This window comes from Bacillus cereus group sp. TH152-1LC, from assembly GCF_027710505.1.
GTDB lineage: Bacteria > Bacillota > Bacilli > Bacillales > Bacillaceae_G > Bacillus_A > Bacillus_A mobilis.
The window spans coordinates 1-22,669 of sequence record NZ_JAQFNK010000039.1 but is presented as its reverse complement, the minus strand read 5'-3'; the positions used below and the strand labels follow the sequence as shown (position 1 = coordinate 22,669).

Below are 22,669 nucleotides of genomic sequence, written 5' to 3'. Positions count from 1 at the left end.
CCGTGGTGTAGTGGTTAACATGCCTGCCTGTCACGCAGGAGATCGCCGGTTCGACCCCGGTCGGGACCGCCATTTTATATAAAGAAAAGAACGAAACATGTTGTTTCGTATTTTTTTATTTGTTTTAACAAAAAACTAATAAAGACAGTCAAACTATCCTTAGGAAAACTCCTAAGGACTTTTTTATATATTCAAAACCTGTATAATAAAGAGCAGAGAACATTGTGAGTAAAGTAGGTGAAGTCTGTGAGTAAATATGAAATAACAACAAAATCCTCTGAGGAAACACAAAGATTATCAGAAAAACTAGGTGGACTTGTCGGGGCACAAGATGTAATTATTTTAGAAGGAGATCTAGGGGCTGGTAAGACAACTTTTACAAAAGGACTAGCAAAAGGTCTTGGAGTGAAAAGAGTTGTAAATAGTCCTACCTTTAATATTATTAAAGAATATAAAGGGAGATTGCCGCTATATCATATGGACGTGTATCGCTTAGCAGAAAGTGAAGAGGACTTAGGTTTTGATGAGTATTTCTACGGTGAAGGAATTACCGTAGTAGAATGGGCTCATTTAATAGAAGCATTTTTACCAAATGAGAAGTTACAAATTAGTTTATTCCATGCTGGAGATGATACAAGGAAAATTGTACTCGAGCCAATTGGAGATCGATATATTAGATTATGTGAGGAGCTATTACAAGATGAAAGTACTAGCAATTGATACTTCAAATTACGTAATGGGTGTATCCCTTATTGAGGAAGAAAACGTAATTGGGGAAATCATTACAAACTTAACAAAAAACCATTCTGTACGTCTTATGCCAGCTGTAGAACAACTGTTAAAAGAATGCGGTGTAAAACCGAAAGAATTAACTAAAATCGTTGTAGCTGCTGGACCTGGATCATATACAGGTGTTCGCATAGGTGTGACAGCTGCAAAAACATTAGCTTGGTCACTTCAAATACCGATTGTAGGTGTATCAAGTTTAGAGGTAGTAGCTGCAAACGGAGCTAATTTTGATGGATTAATCTGTCCTTTATTCGATGGAAGACGTGGACAAATTTATACTGGGTTATATACATATGAAGGAGAGAATGTCACTTCTATAGAAGAAGACCGAATCATCCTTATTGTAGACTGGTTGCAAATGTTAAAAGATAAAGGCAAGCAGGTTTTATTTATTGGTAACGATGTTAAACTGCACAAAGAAACAATAATAGAACATTTAGGCAATCAAGCTGTATTTGCTCCTTTCACTAAAAATAACCCAAGACCAAGTGAGTTAGCGTTCTTAGGATTGCAAAAAGAAGAACAAGATGTGCATTCATTTGTTCCTAGTTACCTTCGTTTAGCTGAGGCCGAAACAAAGTGGTTAGAAAGTCAAAACAAGTAGGGGTTTGCAGAAGATGGATATGATATTTAGAAAGATGGAACTCGATGATATCGCTCAAATTGTAGCTATTGAAGAAGCGTCTTTTTCAACTCCTTGGACTGCAGATGCCTTTCACCGTGAGTTAACGACGAATGAACATGCACATTATGTTGTGCTAGAAAAAGATGGTCGTGTAATTGGGTATTGTGGATTGTGGATAATTATTGATGAATCACATATAACAAATATAGCTATTTTGCCAGAATACAGAGGTCAAAAGCTAGGGGATGCTTTATTGAAAGAAGTTATTTCCGAAGCGAAAGATTTAGGGGTAAAAACGATGACACTTGAAGTACGTGTATCAAATGAAGTAGCAAAACAGTTATACAGAAAATACGGATTTCAAAATGGTGGAATTCGTAAACGATACTATGCAGACAATCAGGAAGATGGTCTCGTAATGTGGGTGAATATATAATGGAAAAAAATACGATTATACTTGGTATTGAAACAAGTTGTGATGAAACAGCAGTAGCAGTTGTTAAAAATGGAACGGAAATTATTGCAAACGTAGTTGCATCACAAATTGAAAGTCATAAACGTTTTGGCGGAGTTGTACCAGAGATTGCATCCCGTCATCATGTAGAAGAAATTACAGTTGTGTTAGAAGAAGCTTTAAAAGAAGCAAATATCACATTTGATGATATTGATGCAATTGCTGTAACAGAAGGACCTGGTTTAGTAGGGGCGCTTTTAATAGGGGTAAATGCAGCGAAAGCAGTAGCTTTTGCACATGATATTCCTCTAGTTGGTGTTCATCATATCGCTGGTCATATTTATGCGAATCGTTTAGTAAAAGAAGTTCAATTCCCACTACTATCACTTGTTGTATCTGGTGGGCATACGGAGCTTGTTTATATGGAAGAGCATGGTTCATTCGAAGTGATTGGTGAAACGAGGGATGATGCAGCTGGAGAGGCATATGATAAAGTAGCTCGTACGTTATCTATGCCATATCCAGGTGGTCCTCATATTGATCGCCTTGCACATGAAGGAGAACCAACAATTGATTTGCCTCGTGCATGGCTAGAACCTGATTCGTATGATTTCAGCTTTAGTGGATTGAAATCAGCAGTTATCAACACTGTGCATAACGCAAAACAACGCGGGATAGAAATTGCACCGGAAGATTTAGCAGCAAGTTTCCAAGCGAGTGTAATAGATGTGCTTGTAACGAAAGCATCCCGTGCAGCAGAAGCGTATAACGTAAAGCAACTGCTTCTAGCTGGTGGAGTAGCTGCTAATAAAGGACTTCGTGCACGTTTAGAAGAAGAATTTGCACAAAAAGAAAATATTGAGCTAATTATCCCTCCATTATCTTTATGCACAGATAATGCGGCAATGATTGCGGCGGCAGGTACAATTGCATATGAACAAGGAAAACGTGCTACATTAGCTTTAAATGCAAATCCAGGATTAGATATTGAAGCATAGTTATACACAAAATTAACCACAGCTTGTGGATAAAACCCATATTATCTGTTGATAATGTGGGTTTTGTTGTGTATATAAAATGTTGATAACTTTTTTATTGATTGTGGATAATGTGGAAAAGTTATTTTGGGGTTTATTTTACAAAGGTGGATATGTGTATAAACTTGTTGATAAATCAGATGAAGTCTGACCTTTACGTGTATTCTTTTTCGGGAAATAAATAACAAGAAGATATCTCTAAAAAACATTTTGAAATACGCTCTTATGATAGGGGTTATTAACAATGTCAAACTTTGTCGGTAAATCGATATGTCGTGTCGAATTGTTTATACAATATGACGTTCATCCTAACTAGAAGACAAAAAGGATGTCGCATAGTCAAAAATCCCGACTTATGAGACACCCTTCTTATTCATACTCTTATAAATGTAATTCTTCCCATTCTGCCATACATGCATCAAGTTGTTCTTGCAGTGTTTGCTTTTTCGTTGTAATTTCACTAGCTTTTTCATAATCTGCATATATTTCTGGTAAGCAAAGTTGATCTTCTAACGTAGCAATTTCTTCTTCAAATTCTACAATGTTTTGTTCTAGCTCCTCAATTTTTCGAGTGCGTTGACGTTCTAATTGTTTACGCTCTTTTTCTTCGAGATAATTTAATTTTTCTTGAGCTACAGTTTTTTGAACAGGTGCTTGGCTTTCTTGCTGTTCTTGTTGTTCAAATGCTGCGCGTTCAATCATCTCATTTTTCTTTTCAACGTAGTAATCGTAGTCACCTAAATATTCTTGTGCACCTTCTGTTGATAACTCAACAACAGTCGTTGTTACACGATTAATAAAGTAGCGGTCATGTGAGACAAATAGAAGGGTACCTGGATAATCAATTAAAGCATTCTCCAAAATCTCTTTACTATTTAAATCAAGATGATTCGTAGGCTCATCAAGAATTAATAAATTCGATTTTTGCATCATAAGTTTTGCAAGAGCTAATCGAGCTTTTTGTCCACCACTAAGAGAAGATACTGGTTTTAGTACATCATCCCCGGTGAATAAGAAGTTACCTAATATCGTGCGAATTTCTTTTTCAGGCTGCAAGGGATATTCATCCCATAACTCATTTAAAACCCGCTTAGAAGATGTTAAGTTTGCTTGTTCTTGATCATAATAACCAACAGATACATTGGATCCGAAAGAAACTTCACCGTGTAATAGTGGTAACTTATTCACAAGTGATTTTAATAATGTGGATTTCCCGATTCCGTTTGGACCAACTAAAGCAACGCTATCCCCGCGAGTTAAGCGCATCGTTACATGTTCAATAATCGGATCCTCATCATAGCCGATAGTTGCATCCTTTACTTGTAAAACATCATTTCCACTTTGTTTTTCGATATCGAAGTGGAAGGAAGCTGACTTAGAATCACCTAATGGTCTTGTTAATAATTCCATTCGATCTAATTGTTTACGACGGCTTTGCGCACGTTTTGTTGTAGATGCACGCGCTATATTTTTTTGAACGAAGTCCTCAAGCTTAGCGATTTCATCTTGTTGTTTTTCATAACGTTTCATTTCTTGCTCGTATAGCGCTGATTTTAAGTCTAAATATTTACTGTAGTTACCAACAAATCGTCTGCTTTCTTTATTTGAAATTTCATATACTTGTGTAACGAGTTTATCTAAGAAATAACGGTCATGGGAAACGATTAGTATTGCGCCAGGATAGCCTTGTAAATATTGTTCAAGCCATGTTAACGTTTCGATGTCTAAATGGTTTGTAGGCTCGTCCAAAATAAGTAGGTCTGGTTTCGTTAATAATAATTTACCGAGAGCTAATCGTGTCTTTTGTCCACCGCTTAATGTAGAAATCGTCGTCTGGTGCGTTTCAACTGGGAAGCCAAGACCACTTAAAATCGAGCGGATATCTGCTTCGTACTGATAGCCACCTTGATCTTTATAATCTAATTGTAATTGGTCATAATCAGCTAATAATCTTTCGTATGTAGCCTCATTTGAAAAGTTTTCTTCTTTTCCCATCTCTTGCTCTAGCCTTCGAAGTTTTGTCTCCATTTGCTGCAAGTGTGTAAAGACGGTTAACATTTCATCCCAAATTGTTAAAGACGTTTCTAAACCGGTATTTTGAGCTAAGTATCCGATTGAGACATCTTTCGGTTTTATAATTTCGCCACCATCATGAGACAGCTCACCAGCTATTATTTTTAATAACGTAGATTTTCCGGCTCCATTTCGTCCGACTAATGCGATACGATCTTTCGTTTGAACTTCCAATTTTATGTTTGCAAGAATCGTTTCTGCACCGTATAATTTCGAAAGCGCGTTTACTTGTAATAAAATCAATGTTTTCACCTCAAATAATTTCTTAACTTTGCCATGTTTATATTTCTCAATCATACTAAAAATAGTGTATAGTTTAAAATAAAGAGAGAATTCTTCTTCTCTTTATTATACAGGGAAATTCATGAGTGCTAAACTTCTGTATTAGATTCAAGTATATGAATAAAGATAGGAAGAGAGGAGAGGTTATATGGATCAGCAAAAAATTCCACAGGCCACTGCCAAACGATTGCCTCTATACTATCGATTTATCCAAAACTTATCTCTTTCTGGTAAGCAACGTGTTTCATCAGCAGAATTGAGCGAGGCGGTAAAGGTTGATTCCACAACGATTCGAAGAGATTTCTCATATTTTGGAGCGTTAGGGAAAAAAGGTTATGGATATAACGTAAATTATCTATTATCATTTTTCCGTGAAACACTCGACCAAGATGATATAACACGTGTAGCACTTATTGGAGTAGGTAATTTAGGGACCGCTTTCTTACATTATAATTTCACGAAAAACAATAATACAAAAATTGAAATGGCGTTTGACGTTAGTGAAGAGAAAGTCGGAACAGAAATCGGGGGCATTCCTGTATATCATTTAGATGAATTAGAAGAACGTTTATCAACTGATATACAAGTGGCAATATTAACAGTACCCGCTACAGTAGCACAATCTGTAGCAGATAGATTGGCAGAAACGAACGTGCATGGTATTTTAAATTTTACACCAGCGCGCTTAAATGTGTCAGACAATATAAGAATTCATCATATTGATTTAGCAGTAGAGTTACAAACACTTGTTTACTTTTTGAAGAATTATCCACAATAAAACGCAGAGGAAGCGACCTCTGCGTTTTATTATTGTTTTTTCTTTGTGAATTTAACTAAGATGAGGCGAAGTGCCAAATTAAAATCAATTGTTGCCATAACTGCAAATAGTATTGTCCACATATTCCAGATTGTATCTGTTACGTTTGTAATGGCGAAGCGTGTAAAGATACATCCTAGAAGGAAGTACAATGCAGCCATGAACAATGGTGAGTTTCTCATACTAAAAATCCTCCGATAAAGCCTTGCATTTTTTCAGCTTCTTTAATCATTTCTTGAATTTGTTCATTGCTCATTAAAACTTGAGCAACTGCAACTAATGTATTCATAGCAACATGAGCTGCGATAGGGACGATAATACGCTTCGTTTTTACATATAAAAAGGCGAACACGAGCCCCATAGAAGTGTATACCAATAAGTGAGTGAAATCAAAATGAATTGCTGCGAATACGAGAGAACTAATGATAGCAGCAATAAAGAAGTTAAACTTCTTATAAAGTGTACCAAATAAAATTTTTCTAAATACGATTTCTTCCAAGATAGGTCCTATTATAGAGATGACGATAAGGAACCAAGGTGTCGTTCTAGCGATATCCATAAGTCTCGCTGTATTTTCTGATCCAGGTTTAATTCCTAATAAACGCATTTCTATCATGCCGGCAATACTTTGCGAGAAAAATGCTAAAAAGAAGCCGATAAAAATCCAACCAATCGTAGCTGGAATAGAAGAACGCGTTGTATCTAAACGTCTGTCGCGAATATCTGTTCTAAGTAACCAAAGTACGATACATAATGCAATAAAGAAGCTAATGATTGCCCAGTGTCCAGTTATGAGTTGGAACTTCTCTTCTCTAGTAAAGCCCCTGTTATCATAAAGTCCAGTTTTTAGGAGAAGTGGTAATCCAGCAATGGATGATAACTGCATTAAAATGTATGTAACGATAACCCACCAATATTGTTTTTTCAAATGGTTTAACCATCCTTTCTAACTCTAGTGTATGAGATAAGGTAGGATAACATGTAAATATGCTACCTACGATATAAACCTCGCGTAAATTATGTTTTTTTCGTAAATCCGTATTTGAAATTATAATAGAAGACAGGAGAAAGTTGTGTGTATAGCGAAAACAACTTAGGGTGTCCTTTCATATTGTAACATACGAGTAGTGGAAACAACGATTCATATAGTAAAGGTAGAAGAAGAGAGACTCTATATAGAAAAGTGTATAGCTTAATTTGCGAAAAAATTATGATTTTTTTACTTGCAAAAGAAATTGAGATTATTTATTATTATAAGTGTGTTAGCACTCGGGTGACTTGAGTGCTAATAAAGAAAATTTACATAACAAAATGAGGAGGTTGTTGTTCATGCTAAAACCATTAGGTGATCGCGTTGTAATTGAGCTTGTTCAAGCAGAAGAAAAAACAGCAAGTGGTATTGTATTACCAGACACTGCAAAAGAAAAACCACAAGAGGGTAAAGTTATTGCAGTAGGTACTGGTCGAGTGCTTGAAAATGGTGAGCGTGTTGCTTTAGAGGTAGCAGCAGGTGATCTTATCATCTTCTCAAAATATGCAGGTACTGAAGTAAAATACGAAGGTACTGACTACTTGATTTTACGTGAAAGTGACATTTTAGCAGTTATCGGTTAATTATATAAATCTTAAAAAATCCAAGGGGGTCAATTATTATGGCAAAAGATATTAAATTTAGTGAAGAAGCACGTCGTTCGATGCTTCGCGGTGTCGACACTCTTGCAAACGCAGTAAAAGTAACGCTTGGACCAAAAGGTCGTAACGTTGTACTTGAGAAAAAATTCGGTTCACCACTTATTACAAATGATGGTGTAACAATTGCAAAAGAAATTGAATTAGAAGATGCATTCGAAAACATGGGTGCAAAATTAGTAGCAGAAGTTGCTAGCAAAACAAATGATGTAGCTGGTGACGGAACAACAACTGCAACTGTATTAGCGCAAGCTATGATTCGTGAAGGTCTTAAAAACGTAACAGCTGGTGCGAACCCAATGGGTCTTCGTAAAGGTATCGAAAAAGCTGTTACTGCTGCAATTGCAGAATTAAAAGAGATTTCGAAACCAATCGAAGGTAAATCTTCTATCGCACAAGTAGCTGCTATTTCTGCAGCTGATGAAGAAGTAGGTCAATTAATCGCTGAAGCAATGGAGCGCGTTGGTAACGACGGTGTTATTACTTTAGAAGAGTCTAAAGGATTCACAACAGAATTAGACGTAGTAGAAGGTATGCAATTTGATCGTGGATATGCATCTCCTTACATGATTACTGATTCTGACAAAATGGAAGCAGTTCTTGATAACCCATACATCTTAATTACTGACAAAAAGATTTCTAACATCCAAGAAATCTTACCAGTATTAGAGCAAGTGGTACAACAAGGTAAACCACTTCTTATCATCGCTGAAGACGTAGAAGGCGAAGCTTTAGCTACATTAGTAGTGAACAAACTTCGTGGTACATTCAATGTAGTAGCTGTTAAAGCTCCTGGATTTGGTGACCGTCGTAAAGCAATGCTAGAAGATATCGCAATCTTAACTGGTGGCGAAGTAATCACTGAAGAATTAGGTCGTGACTTAAAATCTGCTACAGTTGAATCTTTAGGACGCGCAGGTAAAATCGTTGTAACGAAAGAAAACACAACTGTAGTTGAAGGTATCGGAAATACACAACAAATCGAAGCTCGCATCGGTCAAATCCGTGCGCAATTAGAAGAAACAACTTCTGAATTCGATCGTGAAAAATTACAAGAGCGTCTTGCAAAACTTGCAGGTGGCGTAGCAGTAATTAAAGTAGGTGCAGCAACTGAAACTGAGTTAAAAGAGCGCAAACTTCGCATTGAAGATGCACTTAACTCAACTCGTGCAGCAGTAGAAGAAGGTATCGTTGCAGGTGGTGGTACTTCACTTATGAACGTATACACGAAAGTAGCTTCTATCGTAGCTGAAGGCGACGAAGCAACAGGTATCAACATCGTACTTCGCGCACTAGAAGAGCCAGTTCGTCAAATCGCAATCAACGCTGGTCTAGAAGGATCTGTAGTTGTAGAGCGTCTAAAAGGCGAAAAAGTAGGCGTTGGTTTCAACGCAGCTACTGGCGAGTGGGTTAACATGCTTGAAACTGGTATCGTAGATCCAGCTAAAGTAACTCGCTCTGCACTTCAAAACGCAGCATCTGTTGCAGCTATGTTCTTAACAACTGAAGCTGTAGTTGCTGACAAGCCAGAACCAAATGCGCCAGCAATGCCTGACATGGGCGGTATGGGCGGTATGGGCGGTATGGGCGGAATGATGTAATCTGCCTTACACTTCTCACTTGCTTTAGAGGAGATTGTTGGTGAGTTAAGAGTGTTAATAGAGGCTACTCATTAGTTTATCGAACTTTTGAGTAGCTTCTTTTTTTATTTGTAAATTTAAAATCACAAGAGTTTAAGTTAAAAGTAAGTGCTTTAAATAAATAATTGAGAGTGGGAGAAAAGAATGTTATTTAAGTTTGGTTTTATACAACCTGCAACACTAGATATAGGACGTTTAGAAAATTTCCATAGGTCTCTAGGACTAAGTGGACAAGTAATAATTTGGGGATTAGAAGAGGCGGACGAGAATTTGTTGGGGATGGTTCATATGTTTTCGCCAATGGTAATTGAAATTAAGCCAACACCTATTGTGGAAAGATTAGAGGGGAGAATAGCACATGAAATAACACATATTCATTTATCGGAAAATGGTTACAGAAATTTGGATATTCATGATGAACATATCCGTGAAGAAAATATGTACGACGAATGTATACATGTTTTTTCAAATTTTCTGCACCATCAAATCCTCTATAAAAAAATAATAGATGCAGGTTTTACTTTAGAGGATGATATGGAAATTGTCCAAAGATATTACACAGATTTCAATATAAATAGAATGGTTCAGGCTTATCAATCCCAAGAAAAATTTGCAAAGGCATGGGTAGTAATAAGTATAATGAATGATTTAATTCGTTTATCTAACCATGGAAATATACTCTATGACTTATTAAACCCTAAAATTCCTGAAGCTGTGGAGGAGGCAAAACGATTATTAGGGCTTATTGGAGATGTCAATACGGTAGAAGAATACGAACACTCAAAGTATATTATAGAAGAAAGTCTAAATCTCCCAACATATAGCTTCAGTCAGTAATTTAAGGGTGTCTATTAAGTTGTTGTAGGCCTTTTTCATTTCAGTTATCTAATATAGTGTAGCCTTCTCTTGTTTAAGGGAATAGTAAATTACTAGATTTCTATTTTAATATCTTCTTCCTGAGGGGGACTAGTTAGTTTGTGGGGAGATTGATAGAATAATAACTGAAAAGGGATTTGGAGGGAAATGATATGGAACTTGTTTACGCTTGGGTGGAAAAATTCAGGAATTATAAAGAAGTTGAATTGAATTTTAGTGAGAGATTCATAATAAATTATGATCATATCAAAAAGAGTATTAATATAGTAGCAAATGCAGCTTATATTTCAATTTATCCTGAATACATTACGAATATAAATGCGGTTGTAGGTAAAAATGGCGTGGGTAAAACAAATTTATTAGATGCAATAGGGCTCAAATCTAATGATAGGAATAAAAATAACGCCGAATTTGAAATAAGATATAAGCAAAAGAGAAAATTTGGTTATATCGTAAACGATGATATTGAAGCTGAAATTAAACATTCCATTTATTTTTTTCTTTACTATATGGGGAAAGATAGTAATAATCAAGATTTGTTTTGTGTTGAAGGGAATGATATTGAGAGTTTTCAAAGTATGATAAAAAATGAATCTGGAATAAGTAATGGTTATTGGAAAAGTAAATATTGGTTTGCTTTTACCTGCTATTACAGTGAGGGAATGCTAATACATCAAAGTGATTTGAATGAGCGTTCGAGGGATTATAAGCTAGATGAGGATGAAGATATTGAGGGAGTAAATAGTGATTGTAGATCAGAACAAGATAAAGTAGCCATTATTTCACTTCGTGAAAAACTCAATCCAAAATATTATGATTATAGTTCTACTAAACCAGAAGATGATTACAAAATTTCGGTTCCAAGAAGAGTTGCGAAATTCCAATCAAAGTTATTAGTTATGAAAATTAAAATGTTATATAAACAATTACATAGGTCTAAAAAATTTATGTTTAGGGATGATAGGTATACGCTAAAAATTAATTATAACACTTACTTTCTTATTGACAGTTTTAAAGATGAAAAAAAAATTAGGAATACAATATTCCTATAAAGATCTTGAGGGAAGGAAAAAAGAAATATGTAAGGTGTTTGAATCCTTTGTACAATACTTTTTTAATGAAATTAATTCAAGTTTAGATAATGAAATGAAAAAAAAGATAGAGATGCAAACAAATTTACTTAGTATAAAGAGAAAGTCATTAAAAGGATATAGAGATTACTATGTAGATATTATTAAAATAATATCTGACAATTATTTTGATACTGAAGAAGAGACACAGCATATTCTAAATGGTTTTAGTAATTTTGCAGACGAGCTATCTATAAATAAAACAGTAAAATTTCATAAGGATTACATAAGTTTAGACATTACAAAACAAATGAATTTAGATAAGGTTTTAAAAGTAATTGAATTAACTGTTGATGAAAGGATGAAGAGTAACTTTAACGAAATAGTACCTGTTTTTGGTGGTTTTTTTGATTATTCAATCGAAAATCTAAGTGACGGTGAATCAGCGTATTTAGGGTTTTATGCATCACTATATGAGCAAGTATCTTTACTAACACCTTCTAAAGATAAATATATTATTTTATTAGATGAACCAGAGGCCAGAATGCATCCAGAATTGACGAGGAATTTTATGAATGAATTAATACTATTTTTGGAAGATATCAGTGAAGGGAGGAAGAAATTTCAAATAATTACATCCACGCATTCGCCTTTCATTTTATCTGACATTGTAACAAGTAATATTATCTATCTAGAAAAAGATAAAGATGGTTATTGTAGAAATGTGAATAGAGGACTAAGTACTTTTGGGACTAATATTCATACCCTTTTAAAAGATGGCTTCTTTATGTCATCTACAATGGGGGAATTTGCAACTAATAAAATAAGGGAAGTTATTTCTTTAATTAATAATGGTAATTTGGAAGGTATAAATTTGGAGCAGAAGAATGAGTGGTTATATATTATTAATTCTATTGGTGAACCACTGATACAAAATAGGCTTATGAAAATATATAACGATAAATTCCAATTAAATTATACTGAGTTATACAATGAAAACTTAAAATTAAGAAGAAAGTTAAACAAATATGAAGAGCCTAGAAAAATTAATGAAACAATTGATATTTTAAAGAGTCAGGTAAAGCAACTCCAAACGTATATAAGTGAATTGGAGGATAAAAATGAATGATTAAAATTAAAATGGATGAAAAAGTTAAAGGGATAATTCAAGTAGCGCATTATGAAGACATAGAAGTGAGATTTAAGGCTGTTATCGAAAAGATAATTGAGCTACCAAAATATAAAAGATTAAAAGAATATTTGTACAATGATTTTGGGGAAATGGATGACAAGAAGCTCAAAAAGTTATTAATTGGTAGCAAAAGTGATTTAATTGAGAGCATTAACTATATTGGCAAAATCAGTTTAGATAAAAATGATCCGTTCGAAAAAATGTATACAAAATTCACCAAAAGGGTTTGGTCAAAATCATTATTGGAAAAATTAAATGTTAGGGTTTGTCCATATTGTAATAGACAATACACATTTACTATAGGAAATGAAGGGATTCGACCGCAGTTTGATCATTTCTTTCCCAAGAGTTTGTTTCCGTATTTATCTATCTCCTTGTATAACTTGATTCCTAGCTGTAGTATATGTAATTCTAAAAAACAGGCGTTAGATACAAATGAAGATGACATTTATTACCCGTATGAAGATGAATTTAGTAATGATGTAGTTTTTCAAACAAAATTTATTGATAATGATTTTTTATATTGGACTGGAATAAGTGATAATTTTAATATAGAACTAGTTTGTAGGAATGAGAAACACAAATCTAAAATTGAAAATGTGAAAAAAATTCTTAAGATAGAACTATTATATAGACAACATAAAGACTATGTTAGAGATATTATTCGGAATGCTATTATTTATAACGATAGTAGGATTGATGAGTTGATAGAACAGTTCCCAGATTTATTTCATTCAAGAAATGAAGTGATAAATTCAGTTTTTATGAGTAATATTGATAATGAAGATTGGGGAAAAAGGCCTTTATCGAAGTTAACACACGATATTTATGCAGAGTTTAAATTATTTTAAAAGACATAGTAGGAATATTGATAGCAGATAAAATGATGGAATTTTTATCTTTATGAGTTTCAATAAATTGCAATTATTGTGTGAATACTAGATTAATAATAAATATGTATTAATCTAGTAAAAGGAAGTACTAAATAGTTTTTTGAAGAATATTTATTGGAAAATAACATTTAGATATCTATATACAGTTTCTTGTAAGATTGTTAATATGATATTAATTGTAGGGGAGGAATTATAATGAATGAAATGAGTTTATATTTAAGTATCGCGGCATCTGTGCTTACGATTATTTCTTTGATTTGGAATGCTTTGAATACAAAGGCCATAAAAGCCAATAAAATTAAAGGGAATCGTAACATTCAATCTGAAGGGAATCGTAATATTAATAATACAGGTGATAATGCAAATTTTAAATAAGGTGGCATGTTAGATGTTTGGTAGAAATAACTCTAAATCTATTCAATCGAACGGGAATGGGAATTTAAATAATACTGGATATATTGGTCAGGTTCACTTGCATACAGTCCCTAAAACTTTAAATAGAAGTTATTTATTTGATATATGTGAAAAAATATCTAGACTACCAGAAGCGGAAGAAGAGTATAAACTATCGATTCCTAGTGGTATTATCGAAAAAATGGAATATCATGAACTTGTAATATATCGTGCGAAATTCGAATCAACAGATCATTTGTTAGGAGATGTTGAGGGGATTTTAAAGGAGTTTTTAAAACCTTCAAGTATTATAAATACGGTTCATTTTATATATTTGGAGCATAGAGAAGCGGCACAGTGGACTAACAAAGATAGTTTATGTAAATTAGTATTTGAAGACTTAAAAATAAGGCTATCAAATGATAGAAATGCTGAGGATTTTTGGGTTGAAGAAGCTGAGCATGCTTTATATGCACTAATGTATTATTGTTTTACTAAGTGTAAATTATTAGATCCAATTCCCTGAGGTGATTAATTATGATTCTGATGGATAGTGATAGTAGGCCTGATGAAACAATTTTATATTTATCAGCTTTAATTTTAGATAAAATGAAAAAATATAAAAGATACAATGCAGTTTTTTTAGATGAGCTGTTTAAAGAAATTGATAAAAAAATGCCCTCCCAAAAGGGAATATTAGCTTTAAATTTTTTATTTCTTCTTGGAAAAATTGATATAGAAGGGGAGGATGTTATTTATGTACCTTAATTCCCTAATTATACAAAAAACATTTCCTGAATTAGAGATAATAAGGGAAGTAACTTTTAAACGGGGATTAAACATCGTTGTTGATGAAAGTGAAAATGTCGAAGAGCAAGGAAATAATGTTGGTAAAACTACATTCTTGAAAATTATTGATATCTGTTTAGGAGCTAAGGATAAAAAATATATTTGGACGGATAATGATACAGGTAGTGAAAATACAAATTTAAAGGACTTTATAAATGATAATAGGGTGGAAGCTGAGCTTGTTTTTGAAGACTTCTTAGGTGGGATTTATAAAACAAAGGTTCAACTTTTTGATAGAGGAAGTCGTTTCATTAATGAAAAAAAATATAATATTGTTGATTTTCATGAAGAGCTTAATCAGATAATTTTTGGGATTTATAAACCACCTACCTTTAGGCAATTAATTAGTAAATTTGTGCGTATTAGTCAAAAGAATGATTTGCCGGATAATATATTAAAATACCTGCATCAAACTACTACCAATTTAGAGTACAGAAATATTTATGAGTTTCTCTTTAAATTAACTTCTAAAGACATAAGTGCTGAAAAGATGGGCTATCAAAATGAGATTAAATCTACTAGCGATGACATAATTGAACTAATGAAACTACACAACTTTAGTAATATTGATGACCTTAATGAAAGAATTAGAATTGTAAGTCACTCTGTTAAAAAGTTAGAAGAACAATTTAATTTGGTGATACAAGGAGAGACAACAATAGATAAAATCCAGAAGGTTTCTTTTTTGAAGAATGAGATATTGAAATTAGAGGATATCCATAACTCTTTAATTTTCCAAAAACAAAAGATTGAAAAAATTCTGGTTGATGAAGAGGAAAACCCAATTGAAGTTAATCACCAGGTGTTAAAAGGTCTATATGAAGAAGTGAATATAGAATTTCCAGCAATTCAAAAAAAGTTTTCGGAGTTGATTGAGTTTAATAATCAGCTCAAAGGTAACCGATTAAAGTATTATCGTCATCGAAAAAAAAATCTTGAAGAAGAAATAGGCAAAATAAATATTCATAAAGAAATGCTCTATAAAGAGAATGCTAATTTATTATCCTTAATTAGTACCAATAACTATAAGGAATTTGAGGAAATCCACTTAAATCTTATGCAACAAAATCAACTTTTAGGAGAATCTTTGAAAATAAAGGAGTTGTACGATGGTCTAGTTACTCAGCGTGACTCTGCAGAGAATGCACTGGGAGAGTTGTTAGTTAATGATGAAGCATCTAATAATATAACCTTATTTAATAACTTCTTTACAGAATTGAGTCAAGAGGTACTGGGGCAAAGGTTATATCTAACTGTACATGATCCGTTCCCTGTAAAATTGTCCAATGTAGATGATGGTATAGGAACAGGTCATAAAAAAACGATTACGTTATTATTAGATATAGCATATGTATCTTTCATGAAGGCTCTGAGATTAGATTATCCATATTTCTTTGTACATGATGTTATTGAAACGATTGATGAATATCATTTCTCAAAAATAGCAGAGGCTATCGAAGAAAATGGTAGTCAATTCATTTGTGCAGTATTAAAAGAAAAGATTAGCAATTATAATTTTATCAATGAAGATGATATTAGATTATCACTTTCTATAGAAAACAGATTATTTCAGGTTTAAAAATTCACTTGGAGTAATCTGTTTATTATTTGAAAAAATATAAGAGAATTGATGAGATTTTGTTGGTAGTAATAATTTCAATTTGAAGAGAGGGTGGAAAAGGAAGAGATTCTATAAGAAATTTAATTTCTGTAGAATTTTGTCGCTTTCTCTCTTGACCATATCGATACTTCATTGTTAGAATCTAGGAAGATAATATAAAACGATCCTTCATATATCCTCAAAGATAAGGTTTGAGAGTCTCTACCGGGTTACCGTAAACAACCTGACTATGAAGGCAGTGTGTCTTATATTTATAAAGAGCGGAAGACTATCTTTCTTTATAAAGCCAGACCCCTGCCTTTTCTTTGTTATGAGACTAGAGGCGGAGGACTGGCTTTTTTTATTATATTAGTAATGCTTTTTGCCAAATTGGTGAAAATATTTATATACGAGAACTAACGTTGGGGTGATTATTTTGAAAAAGCAGCATGATACAATTATCGTTTTAGATTTTGGGAGTCAGTACAATCAGTTAATAGCACGTCGAATTCGTGAGTTCGGTGTATACAGTGAACTTCATCCACATACAATTACTGCGGAAGAAATTAAAGCAATGAATCCAAAAGGGATTATCTTCTCTGGTGGACCAAATAGTGTATACGGTGAAGGCGCATTACATTGTGATGAAAAAATCTTTGAACTAGGATTACCGATCTTCGGTATTTGTTACGGTATGCAGCTTATGACACAACACTTCGGTGGTAAAGTAGAACGTGCAAATCACCGTGAGTACGGAAAAGCTGTTCTTAAAGTAGAGAACGAATCAAAATTATATACGAACCTTCCAGAAGAGCAAGTTGTATGGATGAGTCATGGTGACTTAGTAACTGGTTTACCTGAAGGATTCGTAGTAGATGCAACAAGTGAGTCTTGTCCAATTGCTGGTATGAGCAATGAAGAGCAAAACTTATACGGTGTACAATTCCACCCAGAAGTACGTCACTCTGAGCACGGTAACGATTTAATTAAAAACTTCGTATTCGGCGCTTGTGGTTGTTCTGAAGGATGGAACATGGAGAACTTTATCGAAGTAGAATTAGAGAAAATCCGTGAAACTGTTGGAGACAAAAAAGTACTATGCGCACTTAGCGGCGGTGTAGACTCTTCTGTTGTAGCAGTATTAATTCATAAAGCTATCGGCGATCAATTAACATGTATTTTCGTTGACCACGGCTTACTTCGTAAAGGTGAAGCAGAAGGCGTTATGAAAACATTCAGCGAAGGCTTCCACATGAACGTTATTAAAGTGGATGCGCAAGAACGCTTCATGAACAAGTTAAAAGGTGTAGAAGATCCAGAGCAAAAACGTAAAATCATCGGTAACGAATTCATTTACGTATTTGATGATGAAGCTTCTAAATTACAAGGAATGGACTTCCTAGCACAAGGTACACTTTATACAGATATCGTTGAGAGTGGTACAGCAACTGCACAAACAATTAAATCTCACCATAACGTTGGTGGACTTCCAGAAGACATGCAGTTCAAATTAATCGAGCCTTTAAACACGTTATTTAAAGATGAAGTACGTGTATTAGGATCAGAACTAGGAATTCCTGATGAAATCGTATGGCGTCAACCATTCCCAGGCCCTGGTCTTGGTATTCGTGTATTAGGTGAAATCACAGAAGAGAAATTAGAAATTGTTCGTGAATCTGATGCGATTTTACGTGAAGAAATTATTAAAGCGGGCTTAGACCGTGAAATCTGGCAATACTTCACTGCGCTTCCTGGTATGCGTAGCGTAGGTGTTATGGGTGACGAGCGTACTTACGATTACACAGTAGGTATCCGCGCAGTAACATCTATCGACGGTATGACAGCTGACTGGGCACGTATCCCTTGGGACGTATTAGAGAAAATCTCTGTACGTATCGTAAACGAAGTAAAACACGTTAACCGTATCGTGTATGATGTAACGAGTAAGCCACCAGCAACTATTGAGTGGGAATAGTATTATACAAAAGATCCATCTATTGCACATGCGTAGATGGATCTTTTATATTTTCGTCATTAATACGAACGAAAATATAAAATTTTATAAAAATGTTCGTTTTTAAATTGACAAAACTACTTCGTCGAGTTAATATGATTATGTAATTCAAACGAAAAGTGAATATTATGCCGTCGTATAATATCGGGGATATGGCCCGAAAGTTTCTACCTAGCTACCGTAAATGGCTTGACTACGAGGCGTTTAGATAAAGATGAGGGGAAACTTGTCTTTATTCATAGAACGCTTCCATGTATATGCAATGGAAGCCTTTTTTATTTTTAATAGATAAAAGAGGGCTAGGGAGATTACGGCGAGTAATCATATAACGGGGGAAACGTAAGATGAAACGCTATTTTCAGTTTGATGAACTCGGTACAAATTATAAAACAGAGTTCATAGCAGGTTTAACGACATTCTTATCTATGGCGTATGTACTATTTGTCAATCCTGCTACACTGTCACTTGGAAATGTTAAAGGGTTACCAGCAGGTACAGGAATGGATCCAGGTGCAGTATTCGTTGCTACAGCATTAGCAGCAGCGATTGGTTCGTTAATTATGGGGATATTCGCGAAGTATCCGATTGCTTTGGCACCGGGTATGGGAATTAACGCGTTCTTTGCTTATACGGCAGTGTTAACGATGGGTATTCCGTGGCAAACAGCAATTGCTGGAACATTAATGTCAGGTATTATCTTTATTATTCTTACAGCTTCAGGTATTCGTGAAAAAATCATTAATGCAATTCCATCAGAGTTAAAGTTTGCAGTAGCGGCAGGTATCGGATTGTTCATTGCCTTCCTTGGATTCCAAAATGCCGGAATTATCGTGAAAAATGATGCTGTTCTTGTTGGATTAGGGGATTTAACAAAGGGCACAACGTTACTAGCAATCTTCGGAGTTGTTACGACAATCATCTTTATGATTAAGAAAGTTAATGGTGCAGTGTTCTACGGTATGATTCTTACAGCAATCTTAGGAGTAGCGACAGGATTAATTGATACTCCGAAAGCTGTAGTGGGAGCAATCCCGAGTCTAGAACCAACGTTCGGTGTGGCGTTAACGCACTTCGGAGATATTTTCACTGTTCAAATGGTAATTGTTATTATAACGTTCTTCTTTATCGATTTCTTTGATACAGCAGGTACACTTGTAGCGGTTGCGAATCAAGCTGGATTAATGAAGAACAATAAATTACCACGTGCAGGAAAAGCGTTATTCGCAGATGCGATTGCAACTGTAATCGGTGCGATCTTAGGTACATCAACAACAACATCTTACATTGAATCTTCTGCAGGGGTAGCAGCGGGTGGACGTTCTGGATTTACAGCAGTTGTAACAGCTGGATTCTTCTTGCTGGCACTATTCTTCTCGCCATTATTAAGTGTTGTAACACCAGCTGTAACGGCACCAGCTTTAATTATTGTAGGAATCTTAATGGTTTCATCTTTAGGCGAAATTGACTGGAAGAAATTCGAGATTGCAGTACCAGCATTCTTTACAATCATTTCAATGCCGCTTACGTATAGTATTGCGACAGGGATTGCAATCGGGTTTATCTTCTATCCAATTACAATGGTAGTAAGTGGTCGCCGCAAAGAGATTCATCCAATTATGTATGTTATGGGAGTTTTATTCGTACTATATTTCATCTACGTTCGTAAATAAAAGGGGTTTTTTGAAAGGTCTAGACTTAAGGGGAGTCTAGACCTTTTTTGCGTCTTCAGAAAATCTTAAGGATTTCCGAGCGTTTTTCTTCAGAAGTTTTCCTATAATAGAAGTTAGGGATTAAAAAAGTGATGGGGGAGATATTGTGGCAACCGAAACAATACTTGTCGTAGATGATGAAAAAGAAATTAGGAATCTTATTACAATCTATTTAAAGAATGAAGGATATAAAGTGTTGCAAGCGGGGGACGGAGAAGAAGGATTACGTTTACTGGAAGAAAATGAAGTGCATCTAGTCGTATTAGATATTATGATGCCAAAAGTAGACGGTATTCACATGTGTATGAAAGTAAGAGAATCGAAAGAAATGCCGATTATTATGCTTTCGGCGAAAACGCAAGATATGGACAAAATTTTAGGATTAACTACAGGTGCAGATGATTACGTAACGAAACCATTTAACCCGTTAGAGTTAATCGCAAGAATTAAATCTCAGTTACGTCGTTATATGAAGATGAATGGTTTTGCTATTCAAAATGAGGACGAGTTAGAAATTGGAGAGATGAAAATAAACATCTCAACCCATAAAGTTATTGTGGATGGAGAAGAAGTGAAACTGACCCCGAGGGAATTTTCAATTTTAGAATTACTAGCTCGTAATCCAGGGATGGTTTTTAGCGCGGAACAAATTTATGAAAAGGTTTGGAACGAAAGATCTTTCCAGTCGGATAACACGGTAATGGTTCATATTCGGAAAGTGCGTGAAAAGATTGAGGAGAATCCAAGGAAGCCAATGTATATAAAAACAGTATGGGGAGTGGGGTATAAGATTGAAAAAGATATTTAATCCATTTACTTATGTTAGGAAATTTCGAGAGTTAATTGGAAAGTTAGTGAAGAGTGTGAAACGGAGTGTGCGAATTCAACTTATTACTGCGTTTACTGCTTGTGCGTTATTAGGGCTTTTGTCAGCAAAGGCAGCAGCACCGTTTTTTGAGAATGCGAATCGAGAGGCGACGATCGATTATCGGACTGGTATGGAACAAATTAACCAACAAGCGCAAAGTGTGGCAAATAGTTCAGTTCATGAAAATAAATTAGAAGCTATATCAAGTATGATTGAAATAGAGAATCAAAATTTAGAACAAAACTCTAGAGCTTTAAAAGTATTGGTTACTGACGAGAGTGGTAGAGTTTTATATAAAACGAAGCAGGCACAAGAAGAGCAAATTGATTTGCATAATACAATTCGTAATGCATCTTCGTTTGCGATTAATTATATGAATGGTAGAAAAGAATTTGAAAGTACGAGAAAAGAATTTATAGCTTTTGCACCTATTACAATAGAAGATAAGAATTTATACATGTTTGTTAGTGGGATTCCAGAAGGTGAAGTAATATATGATACGCAAGAAGGGCCGTTTCCATTTTTCATAGGTGTACTCGTATTTATCTTCTCTTTCTTCTATATAACAAAGAGAAAGATGAAGCAAATTGAAGCGATGGCACAAGGTGTAAAGGAAATAGAAAAAGGCAACTTAGCGTATCGTATTGAGAAGAAAGGTGAGGACGAAATTGCGTCTTTAACTGAGAATATTAATAATATGGCAGAAGAGCTTATGAATAATATAGAAAAGGAACGTAAATTAGAGAAGCAAAAGAATGAGCTTATTACAAATGTATCTCACGATTTACGTACACCACTTACTTCTATTATGGGTTACTTGCGATTACTTCGAGATTCTAAATATGAAAATAAAGAACAACATGATGAATATACGAGAATTGCTTTTGCGAAGTCGGAGCAGTTAAAGAATTTAATAGAAGATTTATTTGAGTATACGAAGTTAACAAATGAGCAAGTTATATTAGAAAAACAAGAGGTTTGTATAAATGAGTTACTCGAGCAATTAATAGAAGAGTTAGTACCGCAAGCAGAAGAGCATGGACTTACGTTTGTTAAGAAATTTCCTGAAGAACGTGCCTATGCAGCGGTTGATTCGGAAAAGATGGTTCGTGTATTTGATAATTTATTAATGAACGCGATTAAGTATAGTAAAGATGATGGGGAGATAAAAGTTTCTCTTCACAGGCAGCGCCGAGAAATACAAATTGTAATTGCGAATCATAGTGAAGAGTTTACGAGAGAAGAACTAGGGAGTTTATTTGAACGTTTTTATAAGAAAGATCAATCCCGGAGTAGAGTAACAGAAGGATCGGGACTTGGATTGGCGATTGCGAAAAGTATTGTTGAATTACAAGGTGGTAGTATTCGAGCTGAATATAAGGATGGTACTATTCATTTTATCGTCTCGTTACCAATTATAGAAAAATAATAAATGAATAGAATGGTATATGATAAAAAGGCTTATTTTAAAAGGAATAAGCCTTTTTATATTTTTTTAGAAAAACATGTTGACGATTAAAGGTTAGAGGTGTAATATAGGACAAGTCGCCGATGCAATAACGCAGAACGCGGCAAACAAAATGAAAAACTTAGTTGACATTGAAAGATGAAGATGTTAACATAAGGAAGTCGCAAATGAGCGACCGAGTAGTTCTTTGAAAACTGAACGAAACAAACAACGTGAAACGTCAATTTTTATTTTTAGATGCTAGACAAACTAATTTTATTGGAGAGTTTGATCCTGGCTCAGGATGAACGCTGGCGGCGTGCCTAATACATGCAAGTCGAGCGAATGGATT

Annotated in this window: 22 protein-coding genes, 1 rRNA gene and 2 riboswitches; of the genes, 20 read left to right on the top strand and 3 right to left on the bottom strand. The window is 34.5% G+C overall.

The window, feature by feature from the left end; all coding sequences use genetic code 11:
- Nucleotides 1-246: 246 nt before the first annotated feature.
- The 4 genes from tsaE to tsaD are packed head-to-tail and all read left to right on the top strand — an operon-like array spanning nt 247 to nt 2,866.
- A complete protein-coding gene (gene tsaE, locus PDL00_RS33315; RefSeq protein WP_061679603.1) occupies nt 247-720 on the top strand; it encodes a tRNA (adenosine(37)-N6)-threonylcarbamoyltransferase complex ATPase subunit type 1 TsaE in 474 nt (157 codons plus the stop codon).
- On the top strand, nt 701-1,393 hold the full coding sequence (gene tsaB, locus PDL00_RS33310; RefSeq protein WP_061679604.1) for a tRNA (adenosine(37)-N6)-threonylcarbamoyltransferase complex dimerization subunit type 1 TsaB: 693 nt from the start codon (nt 701-703) through the stop codon (nt 1,391-1,393). Before tsaE ends, tsaB begins: the two co-directional genes overlap by 20 nt.
- Nucleotides 1,394-1,406: 13 nt before the next feature.
- Entirely contained in the window at nt 1,407-1,850 is a 444-nt protein-coding gene (gene rimI, locus PDL00_RS33305) for a ribosomal protein S18-alanine N-acetyltransferase (RefSeq protein WP_000367199.1), read from the top strand.
- Complete coding sequence (gene tsaD / locus PDL00_RS33300) at nt 1,850-2,866, top strand: tRNA (adenosine(37)-N6)-threonylcarbamoyltransferase complex transferase subunit TsaD (RefSeq protein WP_270733731.1); 1,017 nt, start codon at nt 1,850-1,852, stop codon at nt 2,864-2,866. The genes rimI and tsaD overlap by 1 nt, the downstream gene beginning before the upstream one ends.
- A gap of 420 nt (nt 2,867-3,286) precedes the next feature.
- Here tsaD and PDL00_RS33295 read toward each other — a convergent pair whose 3' ends face one another.
- Nucleotides 3,287-5,221: an ABC-F family ATP-binding cassette domain-containing protein gene (locus PDL00_RS33295; protein WP_218926458.1), complete on the bottom strand. Its 1,935-nt coding sequence runs from the start codon at nt 5,219-5,221 to the stop codon at nt 3,287-3,289.
- A gap of 187 nt (nt 5,222-5,408) precedes the next feature.
- Here PDL00_RS33295 and PDL00_RS33290 point away from each other — a divergent pair, with 187 nt between their 5' ends.
- Entirely contained in the window at nt 5,409-6,038 is a 630-nt protein-coding gene (locus PDL00_RS33290; protein ID WP_270733730.1) for a redox-sensing transcriptional repressor Rex, read from the top strand.
- Between the two features lie 29 nt (nt 6,039-6,067).
- Here the strand turns inward: PDL00_RS33290 and PDL00_RS33285 are convergent, their stop codons facing one another.
- Complete coding sequence (locus PDL00_RS33285; RefSeq protein ID WP_001246201.1) at nt 6,068-6,259, bottom strand: YdiK family protein; 192 nt, start codon at nt 6,257-6,259, stop codon at nt 6,068-6,070.
- The gene (locus tag PDL00_RS33280; protein WP_071722019.1) at nt 6,256-7,005 is read right to left on the bottom strand and encodes a CPBP family intramembrane glutamic endopeptidase; all 750 of its coding nucleotides are present in this window, start codon (nt 7,003-7,005) and stop codon (nt 6,256-6,258) included. The genes PDL00_RS33285 and PDL00_RS33280 overlap by 4 nt, the downstream gene beginning before the upstream one ends.
- 401 nt (nt 7,006-7,406) lie before the next feature.
- Here PDL00_RS33280 and groES point away from each other — a divergent pair, with 401 nt between their 5' ends.
- The 15 genes from groES to PDL00_RS33205 all read left to right on the top strand — a co-directional run.
- Nucleotides 7,407-7,691, top strand: a complete 285-nt coding sequence (groES, locus tag PDL00_RS33275; RefSeq protein ID WP_000917306.1) for a co-chaperone GroES — start codon at nt 7,407-7,409, stop codon at nt 7,689-7,691.
- Nucleotides 7,692-7,729: 38 nt separating this feature from the next.
- Nucleotides 7,730-9,367, top strand: a complete 1,638-nt coding sequence (groL, locus tag PDL00_RS33270; protein ID WP_270733729.1) for a chaperonin GroEL — start codon at nt 7,730-7,732, stop codon at nt 9,365-9,367.
- Between the two features lie 183 nt (nt 9,368-9,550).
- The gene (locus PDL00_RS33265) at nt 9,551-10,243 is read left to right on the top strand and encodes a hypothetical protein (RefSeq protein ID WP_270733727.1); all 693 of its coding nucleotides are present in this window, start codon (nt 9,551-9,553) and stop codon (nt 10,241-10,243) included.
- Between the two features lie 191 nt (nt 10,244-10,434).
- Entirely contained in the window at nt 10,435-11,334 is a 900-nt protein-coding gene (locus tag PDL00_RS33260; RefSeq protein WP_270733725.1) for an AAA family ATPase, read from the top strand.
- Nucleotides 11,300-12,481, top strand: a complete 1,182-nt coding sequence (locus PDL00_RS33255) for an AAA family ATPase (RefSeq protein ID WP_270733723.1) — start codon at nt 11,300-11,302, stop codon at nt 12,479-12,481. Before PDL00_RS33260 ends, PDL00_RS33255 begins: the two co-directional genes overlap by 35 nt.
- Nucleotides 12,478-13,395, top strand: coding sequence for an HNH endonuclease (locus PDL00_RS33250; RefSeq protein ID WP_270733721.1), 918 nt, complete (start codon nt 12,478-12,480; stop codon nt 13,393-13,395). Before PDL00_RS33255 ends, PDL00_RS33250 begins: the two co-directional genes overlap by 4 nt.
- Nucleotides 13,396-13,632: 237 nt before the next feature.
- Nucleotides 13,633-13,812: a hypothetical protein gene (locus PDL00_RS33245; protein ID WP_270733719.1), complete on the top strand. Its 180-nt coding sequence runs from the start codon at nt 13,633-13,635 to the stop codon at nt 13,810-13,812.
- A gap of 13 nt (nt 13,813-13,825) precedes the next feature.
- Nucleotides 13,826-14,356: a hypothetical protein gene (locus PDL00_RS33240; RefSeq protein WP_270733717.1), complete on the top strand. Its 531-nt coding sequence runs from the start codon at nt 13,826-13,828 to the stop codon at nt 14,354-14,356.
- Nucleotides 14,357-14,367: 11 nt separating this feature from the next.
- Nucleotides 14,368-14,598, top strand: coding sequence for an ABC-three component system middle component 6 (locus PDL00_RS33235; RefSeq protein WP_098237286.1), 231 nt, complete (start codon nt 14,368-14,370; stop codon nt 14,596-14,598).
- Nucleotides 14,588-16,258, top strand: coding sequence for a hypothetical protein (locus tag PDL00_RS33230; RefSeq protein WP_270733713.1), 1,671 nt, complete (start codon nt 14,588-14,590; stop codon nt 16,256-16,258). The genes PDL00_RS33235 and PDL00_RS33230 overlap by 11 nt, the downstream gene beginning before the upstream one ends.
- A 190-nt stretch (nt 16,259-16,448) precedes the next feature.
- Nucleotides 16,449-16,550: riboswitch (purine riboswitch) on the top strand.
- Between the two features lie 165 nt (nt 16,551-16,715).
- Nucleotides 16,716-18,254, top strand: coding sequence for a glutamine-hydrolyzing GMP synthase (guaA, locus tag PDL00_RS33225; RefSeq protein ID WP_000743922.1), 1,539 nt, complete (start codon nt 16,716-16,718; stop codon nt 18,252-18,254).
- A 153-nt stretch (nt 18,255-18,407) separates the two neighbouring features.
- A riboswitch (purine riboswitch) is annotated at nt 18,408-18,509 on the top strand.
- 128 nt (nt 18,510-18,637) lie between these two features.
- A complete protein-coding gene (locus tag PDL00_RS33220) occupies nt 18,638-19,963 on the top strand; it encodes an NCS2 family permease (protein ID WP_000833097.1) in 1,326 nt (441 codons plus the stop codon).
- 145 nt (nt 19,964-20,108) lie between these two features.
- On the top strand, nt 20,109-20,810 hold the full coding sequence (locus PDL00_RS33215) for a response regulator transcription factor (RefSeq protein ID WP_063263315.1): 702 nt from the start codon (nt 20,109-20,111) through the stop codon (nt 20,808-20,810).
- The gene (locus tag PDL00_RS33210) at nt 20,794-22,299 is read left to right on the top strand and encodes a sensor histidine kinase (protein ID WP_242257405.1); all 1,506 of its coding nucleotides are present in this window, start codon (nt 20,794-20,796) and stop codon (nt 22,297-22,299) included. The genes PDL00_RS33215 and PDL00_RS33210 overlap by 17 nt, the downstream gene beginning before the upstream one ends.
- Before the next feature lie 294 nt (nt 22,300-22,593).
- Nucleotides 22,594-22,669 (top strand): 16S ribosomal RNA (locus tag PDL00_RS33205); the annotation flags it as partial.

What these genes read in the sequence shown, in the direction of transcription:
- tsaB (WP_061679604.1), top strand. Translation starts at nt 701, where the DNA reads ATGAAAGTACTAGCAATTGATACTTCAAATTACGTAATGGGTGTATCC.
- rimI (WP_000367199.1), top strand. Translation starts at nt 1,407, where the DNA reads ATGGATATGATATTTAGAAAGATGGAACTCGATGATATCGCTCAAATT.
- tsaD (WP_270733731.1), top strand. Translation starts at nt 1,850, where the DNA reads ATGGAAAAAAATACGATTATACTTGGTATTGAAACAAGTTGTGATGAA.
- PDL00_RS33290 (WP_270733730.1), top strand. Translation starts at nt 5,409, where the DNA reads ATGGATCAGCAAAAAATTCCACAGGCCACTGCCAAACGATTGCCTCTA.
- PDL00_RS33285 (WP_001246201.1), bottom strand. Translation starts at nt 6,259, where the DNA reads ATGAGAAACTCACCATTGTTCATGGCTGCATTGTACTTCCTTCTAGGA.
- groES (WP_000917306.1), top strand. Translation starts at nt 7,407, where the DNA reads ATGCTAAAACCATTAGGTGATCGCGTTGTAATTGAGCTTGTTCAAGCA.
- groL (WP_270733729.1), top strand. Translation starts at nt 7,730, where the DNA reads ATGGCAAAAGATATTAAATTTAGTGAAGAAGCACGTCGTTCGATGCTT.
- PDL00_RS33265 (WP_270733727.1), top strand. Translation starts at nt 9,551, where the DNA reads ATGTTATTTAAGTTTGGTTTTATACAACCTGCAACACTAGATATAGGA.
- PDL00_RS33260 (WP_270733725.1), top strand. Translation starts at nt 10,435, where the DNA reads ATGGAACTTGTTTACGCTTGGGTGGAAAAATTCAGGAATTATAAAGAA.
- PDL00_RS33255 (WP_270733723.1), top strand. Translation starts at nt 11,300, where the DNA reads ATGAAAAAAAAATTAGGAATACAATATTCCTATAAAGATCTTGAGGGA.
- PDL00_RS33250 (WP_270733721.1), top strand. Translation starts at nt 12,478, where the DNA reads ATGATTAAAATTAAAATGGATGAAAAAGTTAAAGGGATAATTCAAGTA.
- PDL00_RS33245 (WP_270733719.1), top strand. Translation starts at nt 13,633, where the DNA reads ATGAATGAAATGAGTTTATATTTAAGTATCGCGGCATCTGTGCTTACG.
- PDL00_RS33240 (WP_270733717.1), top strand. Translation starts at nt 13,826, where the DNA reads ATGTTTGGTAGAAATAACTCTAAATCTATTCAATCGAACGGGAATGGG.
- PDL00_RS33235 (WP_098237286.1), top strand. Translation starts at nt 14,368, where the DNA reads ATGATTCTGATGGATAGTGATAGTAGGCCTGATGAAACAATTTTATAT.
- PDL00_RS33230 (WP_270733713.1), top strand. Translation starts at nt 14,588, where the DNA reads ATGTACCTTAATTCCCTAATTATACAAAAAACATTTCCTGAATTAGAG.
- PDL00_RS33220 (WP_000833097.1), top strand. Translation starts at nt 18,638, where the DNA reads ATGAAACGCTATTTTCAGTTTGATGAACTCGGTACAAATTATAAAACA.